Here is a 14,306-nt window from a genome sequence, read left to right as displayed (position 1 = left end):
ACAAAACCTATGCGGTGAAGCAACTTTCTTGGCGCGATGTGGGGGTGTCGGCGCGTCCGTCGCGCCGGAAGTCGAATGAAGCAACAAACCCGCCCCAATCCCACCCGCCATCCCCGCGAAGGCGGGGATCCCGCTTTTCTTGCGGCAAACGAGAGGTTGCAAAAGAAAGCGGGGCCCCCGCCTACGCGGGGGCGACGAAGATCGAAGCGAGTCCCTGAAGGCGAACGCCTACGTCCTCAGAACGGCAACCAGTTCTGCTTGTGCGAAAACTTCATGTAACCGATATTCGCACCAAGCCGCAGACCGGCACCCGCACGAACCGGGATCAGCACCACATTGCCGCGCCGCAGGTAGCTGACGGTGAAACCGCCGACGAGATAGGCCTGCCCCTCGCCCGCGCCGAAGCGGTGGTAGAGGTCCTCGCTGTCATAGAGGTTGTAGACCAGCACGAAGGCATTGCCCGCATTGGCACCGGCGTCGAAGCCCAGCGACGGGCCGGTCCAATAGACCGGCTGTTCGCCCTCCACCTTGTGGAAGAGCGTGCCCGAACCGTAACGCAGGCCCACGGCAAATGCCCCGCCCGCCTCGCGGCCGATGATGTAGCCGTTGGGCTCGCCCTGCTTCTTGAGCAGCCCCTCGATCAGTTCGGCCAGACCCTTGGCACCCTTGCCGAACACGCCCTCGGCCGCGCCGATCAGGTCGTCCTGATGATAGGTGTCGGACGAGGACGGGCTTCTGGGCGGGATCGGTGCGGCGGCGGGAGGCGGCGCAACGCGCCCCTGGCCCTGATCGACCGGCATGCCGTTGTCCTGCGGCTCGACCGGTTGCTGCTCCGGCGCTTGCTGGACGGGGGCAGCGTTCTGCGGCGGCCTGCCGATGTCCGAATCGATTGCTGCATCGGGATCGACCGTTGTCACTTGCGCCATGGCAGGGGCGAGCGGCGCGGCAAGGCCTGCCGCCATCATGGCCACACTCACGGCGACCCGCATGCGGCGCGCCCTGTTCGGCGTTTCCGCGCTTGACGTCTCGGCTGGCATTTCTCTCGCTCCCCTGGCGTAATCTGAACTGTGCGAACCCGCATCGCATACGCCGGGAGAGGCGCATTGCGGCATTCCACTAGAGAATCCACCACGCCTGACCCTGCAATGAACGGTCGACGGTGCGAGTCCAATTCGCGACAGACCGAATCGGCCAGAACCCGGCCTCAAACAATCGGCAGGGGAAAACAGTCCACAGGCATTTGCCCAAGCAATTCGACAAATGCGCAAATCTGTAAAACGACCCCCTTGCCCGACCCGAAACCCCTCGTTATAGCGCGCCTCCTAGGCCGCATCCGGAGACGTGGGTGAGTGGCTGAAACCAGCGGTTTGCTAAACCGTCGTACCCTTAAGGGGGTACCGAGGGTTCGAATCCCTCCGTCTCCGCCAGCGGGCGCAGAGCTTTCTGCGCTTACAAGGCCTAGGTTTCAGCCCAAATCCAAACGATAGTACCCAGACGGTCGCCTCGAAAGAGACGACCTGACAGGGGACTATCGGCGGATGGGCCTGCTGCCCTCCCCCTCCTCATCGCTCATTCGGCGCATCGGCCCCCGCGCAAGTCTATTGCCGCGACGTGTCCGATGATTTCGCGGCAGCAACACTTCGTTACAGGCACGTACGAAGCAGGACACGAAGCTGCACCATTTTCAGGGTCATCGCAGTCTTTGGAGACCTGAAAGTGGCCAAGTTCCCCGTTCTTTCTACCACCCTTTTGACATCGCTTGCCGCAGCGGCGCTTGCCCTGCCCGGCGCGACGATGGCCAATGAAACCGTCGCCCATCTCAAGGGCAACCTCGCCGTCGCCGCGCCGAAAGCCCAGAACAACGCATCGGCCCGCACGGCCTGCCATCCGGACCCCGCCAAGGGCCGCGACTGTCGCCACCGCGCCATGCAGCGCGAAACGGAAGCTCACAAAGCGTTTGCCCAGAATCGGGCCGAGACGGTCGCCATCAACGAGGTCGCCATCAACGAGGGTGGCCGGTGAACATGCTCGGCGCGGGCATGGTCGGGCTTCTGGCAGTGCCCGCGCTCCTGCTTTCCGGCACAGCGCAGGCGCGTGAGGATCTCCCCCGCGCTCTCGCCACGCTGACCCCGCAGGACTTCGCCGCGCGCGCCGAAGTGGTGGACGATCCCGCCGAGCCGCACGTCGTGGCCAGCACCCGCAAGGCGTGGCCGCGCGGATATGGCCGGTCGCCATCGGGCGGCGTGGAGATCGGCGATGTGCACTTGCGCGCGCTGGTCGACCGCGAGAGCGGCGCGGTACGCTGGCAGCTGTGGCAGGAACTGACGCATGTTGGCGCGCCCAGCGCGCTCACCGGCCTTGGCTTCCATGACGGGACCGAACCGGTCGAAGCCGCACTGGCCCGCGCCGAGCGGCGCCCCGAACGCTGCCCCGCGCAGGACGCCCTGCACACGTCCTGCACGGTCCGCGTACACTACATGTTCGATCTCCCGGCCGAGGCGATGACGCGCGTCGCTGAAAGCTACGCCCCCGGCAGCCGCACCCCCTTGCGCCTTGCCTTCAGCGACGCCGCCGGACGCACGCACGAAGTGGCGCTCGCCCCGGCCGAAGTGGCGGGCCTTGCCGCCGTGGTCGGGTCCCTGCGCCCGGTGACGGAAAGCACGCGCTCCACCCGCTGACCGAAATCCCGGCCGATCCACGCGCGCCGTTTGCCATTCGCCGCCCCTCCCCCTACATTCAGCCGACGACGAGACCATGAACCAGAGTGTCGCCCCGATTTACCGCCACCTCGACGAAGCACCCATGTCCACCCCCACGATCCTGCTCGTCGAGGACGACGGCCCCCTCCGCACCCTCACCGCCCGCGCCTTGCGGCAGAGCGGCTTCAACGTGCTCACTGCCGCCACCGGCGCGGAGATGTGGGTGACGCTGCGCGAAGGGCCGGTCAGCCTTGTCGTGCTGGACGTCATGCTGCCGGGCACCAGCGGATTCGACCTGTTCCGCCGCCTGCGCCGCGAAAGCGACGTGCCGGTGATCTTCGTCAGCGCGCGCGGCAGCGAGGAAGACCGCGTGCTCGGCCTGGAACTGGGCGCCGACGACTATCTCGCCAAGCCGTTCAGCACCCGCGAACTGGCCGCCCGCGTCAGCGCCGTGCTGCGGCGCGGCGGTAACACGGCCGCTCCCGACACGACGGCCGGCGAAGGCGTGGCCGATGGCCGCATGCCCGAATCGATTCACTTCGAAGGCTGGAGCCTGTCGATGGCACGGCGCGAATTGCGCTCGCCCACCGGGGCGATGATCGACCTGACCGGCGCCGAATTCGACCTGCTCGCCACGTTTCTGGCCTATCCGCAGCGCGTGCTGGGGCGCGAGCGGCTGATCGAATTGTCGCGCGCGCGGCTAGGCGACAGTTCCGACCGCAGCGTGGACGTGCTGGTCAGCCGCCTGCGCCGCAAGCTTCAGGGCGAAGGCGCCGAACCGCCGATCGTGACCGTGCGCGGCGTCGGCTACATGTTCAAGGCCGAGGTCACGCGCATCTGATGGAGACCCGCCGGTTCCGCCTGTTCCGGCGCTTCGGCCTGATCGAGCGGCTGATCGCGGTCCTGCTGCTCGTCATCCTGATCGATTTCATCGCCAATACCGTGCTGTTCGAGCGGGCCAGTTCGTTCGAGCTGCGCCGCGACGATGCCGAACGCATTGCCGAGAATCTCATACTCGCCAGCCGGGCCATCGAACGCGCCCCGCTGGCCGACCGGCCGGGCGTGACCGCCGCGCTCTCCACGCCGCGCTTCGTGCTTGAATGGTCGCCGCCCTCGCAGCGGCGGCGCGGTTCGATCGGCCTTGCCAACTTGCGCGCGCAAGTGGTCCAGATCCAGCCCGAGCTGGCCCATGCCGATCTGGAACTTCATCTCGAATCGATCCCCGCGCGCGGCAATATTGGCGGTTCGCTGCGCCTTGCCGACGATTCGGTGCTCGACTTCCGCACCCATGCCCGCGCGGCATGGTCGCTGACCGCCGGGCGCGTGGCGAGCCTGCTGGTCCCCGCGCTGCTGCTGGTCTCGCTGGCATGGCTGCTGCTGCGCGCCGCGCTCGATCCGCTGCGCTCGCTGGTGCGCGCGACGCGCAATCTCGGCGCCGGACCGCCCCGGCTCGTGCCCGAGCATGGCCCCGAGGAAATGCGCGAGCTGATCCGGGCCATGAACGAGATGCAGGAGCGCATTCACCAGTCGCTGCAAGACCGCACGCATACGATGCTGGCCATCGGGCATGACCTCAAAACGCCGCTCGCCCGCATGCGCCTGCGGCTCGATGACGGCGGCGTCGATCCCGAAGTGCGGGACGGGCTGGACCATGACATCGAGGAGATGCGGCTGCTGCTCGATTCGATTCAGGCCTATGTCGATACCGGCGGCACCAATATTCCGGCCGAACGCATCGACCTTGCAGTGATGGCCGAAACGCTGGTCGACACCGCCGCCGATCGCGGCGCGGATGCGACCTATTCAGGCCTGCCCAGCCTTGAGATCATGGCTCGCCCGGTTTCGATCCGCCGCGCGCTTTCCAACCTGATCGAGAACGCGCTCCACTATGGCGGCAATGTCCGTGTGCAGGTCCGCCGCGATGGCGCAGAGGCCGAGATCACCGTGGAGGATGACGGCCCCGGCATTCCCGAACACCGTATTGCCGACGCACTGCAACCTTTCGTCCGCCTCGACACAGCGCGTGCGCGCGATACGGCGGGGATGGGGCTTGGCCTGCCGATCGTGCGCAAGGCCGTGCTGCTGGAAGGCGGGACACTGGATTTGCGCAATCGGCCTGACGGCGGGTTGCGGGCTACGATCCGGCTGCCATTGGAAGCGGGTTAGGGTAAGGGCATCACGCCCCACATCACACAACCTTTCCCTCCTCACCCCGCTCATCCTGAGCTTGTCGAAGGATGGGAGCCACAGCGCCTCGCCGCAGGGGGCTTCGACAAGCTCAGCCTGAGCGGGTTGAGAGGCTCGTGTGCGGCGAGAGGGTTGAGAGGGCCGAGCGGGTCAAGCGGTTGAGAGCCCAGACGAGAGCCCCAAAAACCCCGTCGCACCCGCGAAGGCGGGGGCCCCGCTGCCTTTTCGCTACGCTCGCCAAGAAAAGCGGGGTCCCCGCCTTCGCGGGGACGACGAGGTTTAAGTTCGATGGGTTCAGGTTAGGCTTGAACTCACCAAACTCACCGAACTCCCCGTCCAACACACCAAGCCCACCAACCCTCCAAACACGACCAACCCACCCCCTGCTGCACCGCAGCAACATTTCCTGACAAACCCGCACGACGGCCGAAAACGAGGGGCCATACCTTACCAACAAGCCCCGCGCCGTACGTTCCCCACCCCTGACGTGCGCGGGGCGACCTGTTTGGAAAGGTTACGAAAGTGAACGAGCTGATCGGACGCGTCTTCCATTTCGAGAAGACCATTTTCCCCGCCAGCAGCGAGCTGTTCGGCAAACTGACGAGCGAGGGGCAGGAGCCCAAGGCGCTGATGATCTCCTGCGCCGATTCGCGAATCGTGCCCGAGCAGATTATGCAGGCCCAACCCGGCGACCTGTTCGTATGCCGCAACGCCGGCAACATTGTGCCGCCCTATTCGACGCTGAACGGCGGCGTCACCTCGACGGTCGAATATGCCGTCGCCGCGCTCGGCGTGCGGGACATCATCGTCTGCGGCCATTCGGATTGCGGCGCGATGAAGGCGCTCAGCAATCCCGCCGGTCTGGAAACGATGCCCAATGTCGCGGCATGGCTGAAGCACGGCGCCGCCGCCGAGCACATCGTCACCACCTGCCACGGCGAGCTTGAGGGCAAGGAGCGCGTGCGCGCGATCAGCCTTGAGAACATCATCGCCCAGATCGCCCACTTGCGCACGCACCCCGCCGTCGCCGCCAAGATCGCGCGCGGCGAGATGACGCTGCATGGCTGGTTCGTGGACATCCACGCCGGTCAGGTCCTCGGCCTCGACGGCGATACCGGCCAGTTCGAGCCGCTGCGCGAAAATGCGCCGCTGCCGGTCGCGCTCCATGCCCGGACGCGCATCGCCACCGAATATGCAGAGGCCGCCGAATGACGACCGTCACCGAAACCCGGAGTGGGCCTTTCGCCCACTTCGCTCGGGACTTCACGGCCTCGATCGTGGTGTTCCTGGTGGCGATGCCGCTCTGCATGGGCATCGCCATCGCCTCCGGCGTGCCGCCCGAAAAAGGCCTCGTCACCGGCATTATCGGCGGTCTGGTCGTGGGCCTGCTGGCGGGATCGCCGCTTCAGGTGAGCGGCCCGGCGGCAGGTCTTGCCGTGATCGTCTTCGAATTCGTGCGCGAGCATGGGCTTGAGGCGCTCGGCCCGGTGTTGCTGCTGGCGGGCGTGTTCCAGCTTATTGCCGGGGCCTTGCGCCTTGGCGGCCTGTTCCGCGCGATCAGCCCGGCGGTGGTCCACGGCATGCTGGCGGGTATCGGTGCACTGATCGTGATCGGTCAGTTCCACATCCTGTTCGACCAGAAACCGATGTCCAGCGGGCTGCAAAACATCGCGATGATGCCCGCGCGCATCCTCGGGCTCGATCCCGGCAACATGGCCTCCACCGAAATGGCGGTGATGCTGGGCGTGCTGACGATGGCGGTGATGGTCGGCTGGGAGAAGCTGCGCCCGAAGAACCTCGGCCTCGTCCCCGGCGCGCTGCTGGGCGTAATGGCGGCCACGCTGGTCGCATGGACGATGGGCCTCGACGTGGCGCGTATTGCCGTGCCCGAATCGATCGGCGCCGCTTTCGCGCTGCCGACCAGCACGGGCTGGTTCGCCCCGCTCGCCCAGCCGGCGCTGATCGTCGCCGCGCTGGCTATCGCCTTCATCGCCAGTGCTGAAACGCTGCTTTCGGCCGCCGCTGTGGACCGCATGCATGACGGCGTGCGCACCCATTACGACAAGGAACTGCGCGCGCAGGGTATCGGTAACTTGCTCTGCGGCGTGTTCGGCGCCCTGCCGATGACCGGCGTGATCGTGCGCAGCTCCGCCAACGTGCAGGCCGGCGCCAAGACCCGTCTCTCGACGATCCTGCACGGCGTCTGGATCCTGGCCTTTATCGCGCTGCTGCCCTGGTTGCTGCGTGAAGTACCGATGGCGGCGCTGGGCGGCGTGCTGGTGGTGACCGGGTGGAAGCTGGTGAACCTCAGCCATGTGCGGCACCTGTTCCATGCCTATGGCGCATTCCCGGCGGTGATCTGGGCGGTGACGTTCGTGCTGGTGGTGACCACCGACCTGCTGACCGGCGTGCTGGTGGGTCTGGCGCTGACCATGGTCGAACTGCTGCCCCATGCGAAGAACCTGCGCCTCAAGGTGCAGGAGCATGACAACGACGAGCATACGCGCCTCGAACTGGGCGGCGGCGCGACGTTCCTGGGCCTTACCCGCCTGAACGCGGTGCTGGAGAAGCAGCCCGACCACAAGCCGGTCCACCTCGACCTGCATCAGGTCAAGGTGATGGACCACACGACGGCGGAAACCATCCGCGAATGGCTCGGCCGCCGTCGCCAGAGCGGCCAGACCGATAGGGTCACCGGCCCCGAGGCGATCCTGCGTCCGCTGCCGCAAATGGCCTGAACGGACAACATATAGACGGCGGGCTCCTCACGCACCGCCTTCCCTTGCCGGGCGGCCTTTCCCATTCGGGCCGCCCGGTCTTTTCTTTGTCCGGCGCCCTCGTCAGGTTTTCTGGGAAACACTTTGTCACGCAGCGGCAAGCGAGCGGACAAGGCCGGCCGGTAAGCAGAGAGTTCCGGCACGAAACGGCCCCGCCACGCATGCGGCGGCCGGCTGCCGGACGCAGGCAGGAACGCGAATAATCAATCGAAACATGAGGGCGTTCCGATCATGAATTACCGTCTTGCCAAGGGCCTGCTGGGCCCCGCTTCGCTGTTGGCCGCCGCGATGTGTGCTGCTCCGGCCATGGCGCAGGAGGAAGCACCCGGCGCGATCACCGTTTCGGGAAGCGCCGCGCTCGTCACCGATTACCGCTTTCGCGGCGTCTCGCAGACCGACAAGGAAATGGCCGTTCAGGCCGGCGCCACCGTCACCCATCGCAGCGGGTTCTACGTCGGCACCTGGGGTTCGAACCTCTCCGGCTGGGGCACTTTCGGCGGCTCCAACATGGAGCTGGACCTAATCGGCGGCTACTCCACCGAAGTCATGAGCGGCGTGAAGCTGGACGTCGGCCTCACCTGGTACATGTATCCGGGCGGCGCCAGCGATACCGACTTTGCCGAACCTTACGTGAAGCTCTCGGGCGATCTCGGCCCGGCCACCGTGCTGGTCGGCGTGGCCTATGCGCCGAAGCAGCAGGCGCTGGGCAAAGTCTACGCCAGCGGGGCGGACTATGCAGACGGCATCGGCCGCCCCGGCGCCAAGTCGGACAACTTCTACATGTGGGCGGACGCCGGCGCCGGGATACCGGGCACGCCGCTGACGGTGAAGGCCCACCTCGGCTATTCGAACGGCAATTCCGGCCTCGGCCCCAACGGCACGAGCGTGGCGCCCACCGGCGAATATCTGGACTGGCTGATCGGCGCGGACGCGGTGTTCGGCCCGGTCACGTTAGGTGTCGCCTATGTCGATACCAACATCTCGAAGTCGGAAAGCGCCTATCTGCTTCCCAACTTCTCCTCGACCAAGAACGGCTCCTCGATCGCCGGGTCGACCGTGTTGTTCTCCGCCACTGCGGCGTTCTGAGCCGGAGGTCCGCACCGGGCCAGCCATGCCGCGAAACCGGCATGGCAGCGCTCGGCGCCGAAATGCTCTGCGACCGCGCACCGCGCCGCCTCCCCCAGCGCGCGGCGCGCCTCGCGGTCGGCATCGAGAGCGATGATGGCGTCCGCGAAATGCCCGGCCTCTGCGGCGACGCGCACAGCGCCCGAGCAGATCGCCTCCACACCCTCCACGGTGATCGGGGTGGCAACCACGGCCTTTCCGCTCGCCATCGCTTCGACTAGCTTGATTTTCAGCCCCGACCCGAACGTCAAGGGCGAGATCACCACCGAAGCGCGGGCGTAGAGCGGGGCCAGATCGTCGACCAGCCCGAGCGGGCGCACTCCAGGCCGCTCGCCCGCTGAAAGCCCGCGCGCCACCGTGCCGGCCACGTCGAGTACGACGCCCGGCCGCGCCGCCCGCACGAGCGGCCAGACCTCTTCGCAGAACCATTCCAGCCCGACGACATTGGGTGCGGTATTGCTGCCCACGAACAGCAGCCGCCCCTCCTCCCCAGGTATCGCTGCCGCGACCGGCTGTGCCGCCATCGGCGTAAGGATGGCCTCCACACCCGGCACCTCGCGCACGAGGAAGTCCGCCTCGGCCGCCTGAATGGCCAGCACCGCATCGGCGCGCGCAAGCATCGCCACTTCGGCGTCGCGATCGACCAGGGCGACCGAGTCCGCGCTCCCCCCTGCCCGCACGTGAAACAGGTCATGCATGACGATGGCCGTTGGCACGCCGGGGACATCGGCAAACCCTTCGGTGCAGAACATGTAGTCGGCGATGGCCACATCGGGCCTGACTTTCGCGGCGGCAATGCGCAGCCACGCGTGATCGGCATCGCTCCAACGCCCGGCAACGGCATAAGGCATCGGCCGGTCGCGAACCCACGCACCGCGCATGCCCAACTTGCGCGCCAATCCTCGCAACCCGGCCATGGCAATGGCACAATAGACGCGCGGGTCCAGCACCAGATAATGCCGCCCCAGCCGCAGGAGTCCGCGAATACGATGGCTCGCAAAGACGGCCATTTCCGGCCGCATCGACAGCACCGGCCAGCGCCCCGCCACCTCTGGAGAGGGCTGGACCAGATGCGGCACCATGCCTGCCCGGCGTACCGCTGCGGCCAGATCGAGCAAATAGGTCGAACTGCCGTTGGTCGCCCCGACGATGCGCTGGCGACTGATGAAAAGAACGTGCTTGGCCGGCATTCGGGTAAGTCCGCTAGAAGCCGCCGCGCATGGGAAACGGGCGGCCGGATGCCCGACTTTGGCGAAGATCGGCGGCGGCGCACTGCGCAATGCATCGATTTCGGTGACTTTCCCGTCGCCCTCTCGTGGGCTTCATGAGCCATTCCTCCTCACGCATCCCCGCATCGCTCGGCTCCCATCGCAAATTCCCGGCCGATACGGATCCAATCCGCCCCAACGCCCGGTTCCCGCCGCCTATCATCACGCCTCCAAAGCGACCGAGGCCGACGACGATGAAACACTCCGCCTTCGAAGCGCCCCGCGTCCCAACGGCCGCCGAACCGGCGCAGAACGGCGTCCCGGACGGAGCCGCGCCGGTCGCGGTGGCTTATCTTGTCCACGATCTTGCCGATGCCGCCGTCTGCCGCCGCATCGATCTGCTGCATTCGGCCGGTGCCCGTATCGCCCTTGCCGGATTCCACAGAAGCGAGCCTGCCCCTGTCGAAGTTGGCGGCGTGACCGCCCAGTCGCTCGGCCGCACGCGCGATGGCGCGCTGCTCGCCCGCGCGGGCAGCGTCCTGCGCCAGTGGCTCGCCCCCCGCCGATTGCGAGAAGCAACCGCGCAGGCCGACGTGCTGATGGCGCGCAATCTTGAAGCCCTTGTGCTCGCCGCGCGGATCCGGCGATCCGGCCAGCGGCTGGTTTACGAGTGCCTCGACATTCACCGCCTGCTGCTTGGCGAGGGCCTGCCCTCCCGCCTCATCCGTGCGGTGGAAGCATGGGCCATGCGCGATGTGGACCTTGTCGTGGTCAGCGCGCCCGCCTTCCGAGATCGCTATTTTCGCGAACTACGCGGATGGAAAGGCGAGATCGCGCTGGTCGAGAACCTTGCCCCGGTCCCCGTGCCCATAACCGCTCCGGCGACTCCCGCCCCGCCGCATCCGCCATGGCGGATCGGCTGGTTCGGGATGCTGCGCTGCCGTCGCTCGTTGACGATGCTGCGCGGACTTGCCGAGAGCAGCCGGGGCAAAGTTGAAGTGCTCCTTGCCGGGCGTCCCTCGCCGGATATCTTCCCCGACTTCGCGGCAGAGATCGCAGGCGTACCGGGCCTGCGTTTCGCCGGAAGCTATGCGCCCGAAGACCTCGCGGGGCTCTACCGCCAAGTCCACTTCGCCTGGTCCATCGACTATTTCGAGGACGGATTGAACTCCGCGTGGCTGCTGCCCAACCGGCTTTACGAGGGCCTTGCCCATGGCGCCGTGCCCATCGCCCTGCCCCAGGTGGCCACCGGCGAATGGCTCGCCCGGCACGGCGCCGGCCTGCTTACCAAGCAGCCGGAACGCGAGTTACCCGACCTGTTTCGTACGCTCTCGCCGGAATCCTTCAACCGGATCCGCGCGGCCGCCAGCCGTGTTCCGCGCGATGCAATCGTCATGGATGCCAGGAGCGCGCGCCACATCGGCCGAACCGTGCTGGGCCTGTCATGAACGGCGTCCTGATCGTCGTGCCCTGCCTGAACGAGGAACGGCACCTGCCCGGCCTGCTCGACTGGCTGATCCGCGAAAATGGCGATGCCACCATCGTCGTCGCCGATGGCGGCAGCACCGATGCCAGCCGATCGATCGTGTCTCGCCGCGCCGCGCACCATGCCAACCTGATCCTGCTGGACAACCCCGCCCGCCTGCAAAGCGCCGGGATCAACCTTGCCGTCCGCCGCCATTCCGCCGGGCACCATTGGCTGGTGCGGGTCGATGCGCATTGCGATTACCCTTCGGGCTATGTCGGCGGCCTTGTCGAAGCCGCTCGCAGGCACCGGGCCGCGTCGGTCGTGGTGCCCATGGTCACGTATGGCCGGGGATGCTTCCAGAAAAGCGCGGCAGCGGCGCAGAATTCGCGGCTGGGCAACGGCGGCTCCGCGCATCGCCGGATCGTTTCCGGCCGGTTCGTCGATCACGGCCATCATGCGCTGTTCGACCTTGCGCTGTTTCGGCAAGTGGGCGGCTATGACGAAAGCTTCTCGCACAACGAGGATGCCGAATTCGACTTGCGCCTCGCTGCGGCGGGCGGCCGCATCTGGCTCGAACCCGCGCTACCGCTGGGGTACTGGCCGCGAGACAGGCCCGGCGCGCTGTTCCGTCAATACCGCGGATATGGCCGAGGCCGCGCGATGACGCTGGCCCGCCACGCCGCGCCGATCAAGCTGCGACAGGCCATTCCGGTTGCCATAGCGCCGCTCGTGCTGATGGCGCTTGTCGGTTTCTGTCTGGCCCCGATCGTGCCACGTGCCTCGCTATTGGCCCTGCCGGCGCTGGGCTGGGCCACGCTTTGCCTTGGCTACGGGCTGGTGCTGGGAGTGCGGAACCGCTCTCGCTGCATGGCCGGGGCCGGAATGGCCGCGATGGTCATGCATCTGGCATGGTCGCTCGGCTTCATCGGCCAGAAGCTGATCGGCCCCCGGCCCGGACTTCCTCCGCGCGCTATCGAGGCCTTGGCATAACCCCCGTCAGGGCTGCGGCGGCATCGGCATGGTCGCCGGGAGCGCCGCCTGCGCGGCTGCATCGCGCAGAGCCCGATCCCTTCGCAAGTCACCGTTGGTGAAGGAATCGAGGCCTGCAAGGATCGGCGTGATCAGCGGAACATCTCCCGCATCGTGCACCCGTTCGAAGTGCGCGTCAGCATCGTAGGGATCGATCCCGGCGACCAACTTGGGCCCTTCCAGCAAGCCCGCCGCTGCCAGAAGATTGGCGCGCGCGATCAGTTCGTCGGCCTGCGTGGCGTTGTAGCTGGTGCGCAGCGTCAGCAGATCGCGCGCGAGGTCCAGCACATCCAGCGTGTTCAGGTCCCCCGTCTTCTGCTGGACCAGCGCGCCCTGATAGGCCCCCTCCGCCGCCGTGATCGCCAATTGGTATTTCACCAGAGCCGAGCGCAGCGACGCCAGTTGGTCCCACGAAGAACCGATTGCCTCGCGCGTGTCGCGATAGGCGGAATCGACCAGGCGCCAATCGGCCTGATTCGATTCCTGCGCCGCGCGGGTGCGGGCATGGCGCAGGCCGCTGTCGAACAGGGTCTGGCGCACCACGACTTGTCCGATAACCTCGGTAGAGCGCAGATTGTCATTGAACGGCGATAGCGAGGCATATTCAAACGAACCCTCGACGGCGACGGTGGGCCCATATTCCGCCCTTTCCGCCACGGCCTGCGCGCGCGAGATCCGCTCTTTCGCGCGCGCCGCGCCCACTACGCCGCTGTTGACCTCCGCATAGGCATAGGCGTCCTCCAGCGAGGCGAAGCGGATGTCCAGAACGTCGGGCGGCGTCAGTTCGCCCGGCGGCGCGCCGACGTATTGAAGGAACTGCTTCTGCGACAAGCCCAACTGGCCTTCCGCCTGAAGCAGCTGCGCACGTCCGAGTTCAAGGCGCGTACGCGTCTGGTCCAATTCGGTCAGGGTCAGGTCACGCACGCCGAAACGGGTGTTGTTCTCCTCAAGCTGCTGTTCGAGAAGTTTGAGGTTCTCCCGCGCAATCGTCACCGCCTGCGCATCGCGCCGCACCGACACGTAAGCGGAAACGACGTTGCCGATCACTTGCGCCTCGGTGACGCGCAGCGCCGCGCGGCGATATTGCGACGTGGCGAGAGCCGCCTCCTGCCCTGCCGCGAGCCGCCCCGAATTCCAGATCGGCTGCGACAGCACCAGATCGGCGCCGCTGGCCCAGCCCTGCGCGCCGATGAAGGGCCCGTTGGCCGTTTCCTGACGGATGCGCGTGAAGGCGTAGTTTGCCGAAGCGGTTAAGGTCGGACCGAACGCCGAGCGTGCCTGCGCATAGCCATAGTCGGACGAGCGCGCCTCTGCCCGGGCGGAAAGTAGCTGGGGATTCGTTGCATAGGCCAGCGCAATCGCCGCGCCGAGCGACGTGATCTGTGCGGGCACCGCAGAAGCCGCCCTGCCATCCGGACGGAAGGTGGGCGCGGGATAAGCGCCGCCTGTAGTTGGTGCCGGGATGGTCGCGGCTTCCACCGCCATCGAGGCGGGCACAAGCGGCGGCCGGGCGGCGGAAGCGGCCATCGCTTCCCGCACGGCATCGGGCATCGCCTCGCCGGGCTTGATATCGGTCGAGCGAGGGACGCGCGCGGGGTTCGGCTGCGCGCTCAGAGGCGTAATCGCCCAGCACGACGCCAGCCCAACCGTGCAGGCCAGCAGGATGGACCTCATGGCCATGATCGTCACTTCCCCCTCGAAAGTCACACGGCTGGACGCGAGCCGTGGGCATGACTCCGCGAGGGCGGGAACTACCCGTACCCGTGGCACATGCCCGGCCGCTCAATCCGGAGAAAATATCGAATGAAGATCG

Annotated in this window: 12 protein-coding genes and 1 tRNA gene; 10 read left to right on the top strand and 3 right to left on the bottom strand. The window is 67.0% G+C overall.

Features of this window, described 5'->3' with window-relative positions:
- Positions 1-236: 236 nt before the first annotated feature.
- Positions 237-989, bottom strand: coding sequence for a DUF1134 domain-containing protein (locus EDF56_RS16215; protein ID WP_243652658.1), 753 nt, complete (start codon positions 987-989; stop codon positions 237-239).
- 346 nt (positions 990-1,335) lie between these two features.
- Between EDF56_RS16215 and EDF56_RS16210 the strand changes: the two genes are divergently transcribed.
- The 8 genes from EDF56_RS16210 (at position 1,336) to EDF56_RS16170 (ending at position 8,749) form a co-directional block, all read left to right on the top strand.
- Positions 1,336-1,427 (top strand) — tRNA-Ser (locus tag EDF56_RS16210).
- Positions 1,428-1,611: 184 nt separating this feature from the next.
- Positions 1,612-2,022: a hypothetical protein gene (locus tag EDF56_RS16205; RefSeq protein ID WP_165912219.1), complete on the top strand. Its 411-nt coding sequence runs from the start codon at positions 1,612-1,614 to the stop codon at positions 2,020-2,022.
- Entirely contained in the window at positions 2,019-2,678 is a 660-nt protein-coding gene (locus tag EDF56_RS16200; RefSeq protein ID WP_132389234.1) for a hypothetical protein, read from the top strand. The genes EDF56_RS16205 and EDF56_RS16200 overlap by 4 nt, the downstream gene beginning before the upstream one ends.
- Positions 2,679-2,802: 124 nt before the next feature.
- Positions 2,803-3,540, top strand: coding sequence for a response regulator transcription factor (locus tag EDF56_RS16195; RefSeq protein WP_132389600.1), 738 nt, complete (start codon positions 2,803-2,805; stop codon positions 3,538-3,540).
- Entirely contained in the window at positions 3,540-4,865 is a 1,326-nt protein-coding gene (locus tag EDF56_RS16190) for an ATP-binding protein (protein WP_132389232.1), read from the top strand. Before EDF56_RS16195 ends, EDF56_RS16190 begins: the two co-directional genes overlap by 1 nt.
- 543 nt (positions 4,866-5,408) lie before the next feature.
- Complete coding sequence (locus EDF56_RS16180; protein ID WP_132389228.1) at positions 5,409-6,098, top strand: carbonic anhydrase; 690 nt, start codon at positions 5,409-5,411, stop codon at positions 6,096-6,098.
- Positions 6,095-7,624, top strand: coding sequence for a SulP family inorganic anion transporter (locus EDF56_RS16175; RefSeq protein WP_132389226.1), 1,530 nt, complete (start codon positions 6,095-6,097; stop codon positions 7,622-7,624). Before EDF56_RS16180 ends, EDF56_RS16175 begins: the two co-directional genes overlap by 4 nt.
- A 270-nt stretch (positions 7,625-7,894) precedes the next feature.
- Positions 7,895-8,749: a TorF family putative porin gene (locus tag EDF56_RS16170; protein WP_132389224.1), complete on the top strand. Its 855-nt coding sequence runs from the start codon at positions 7,895-7,897 to the stop codon at positions 8,747-8,749.
- Here EDF56_RS16170 and EDF56_RS16165 read toward each other — a convergent pair.
- Positions 8,662-9,978 carry a glycosyltransferase family 4 protein gene (locus EDF56_RS16165; protein ID WP_132389222.1) on the bottom strand — a complete coding sequence of 439 codons (1,317 nt, stop codon included), beginning with the start codon at positions 9,976-9,978 and terminating at the stop codon, positions 8,662-8,664. The genes EDF56_RS16170 and EDF56_RS16165 overlap by 88 nt on opposite strands.
- Before the next feature lie 272 nt (positions 9,979-10,250).
- Between EDF56_RS16165 and EDF56_RS16160 the strand changes: the two genes are divergently transcribed.
- Both EDF56_RS16160 and EDF56_RS16155 read left to right on the top strand, forming a co-directional pair.
- Positions 10,251-11,444 carry a glycosyltransferase family 4 protein gene (locus EDF56_RS16160; protein ID WP_165912218.1) on the top strand — a complete coding sequence of 398 codons (1,194 nt, stop codon included), beginning with the start codon at positions 10,251-10,253 and terminating at the stop codon, positions 11,442-11,444.
- Complete coding sequence (locus EDF56_RS16155; RefSeq protein ID WP_132389218.1) at positions 11,441-12,454, top strand: glycosyltransferase family 2 protein; 1,014 nt, start codon at positions 11,441-11,443, stop codon at positions 12,452-12,454. The genes EDF56_RS16160 and EDF56_RS16155 overlap by 4 nt, the downstream gene beginning before the upstream one ends.
- 6 nt (positions 12,455-12,460) lie before the next feature.
- Here the strand turns inward: EDF56_RS16155 and EDF56_RS16150 are convergent, their stop codons facing one another.
- On the bottom strand, positions 12,461-14,173 hold the full coding sequence (locus EDF56_RS16150; RefSeq protein WP_132389216.1) for a TolC family protein: 1,713 nt from the start codon (positions 14,171-14,173) through the stop codon (positions 12,461-12,463).
- Positions 14,174-14,306 lie beyond the last annotated feature (133 nt).

The organism is Novosphingobium sp. PhB165 (assembly GCF_004341845.1).
Lineage (GTDB): Bacteria > Pseudomonadota > Alphaproteobacteria > Sphingomonadales > Sphingomonadaceae > Novosphingobium.
The sequence above is the reverse complement of the archived record's forward strand: the minus strand, read 5'-3'. Positions and strand labels throughout refer to the sequence as shown.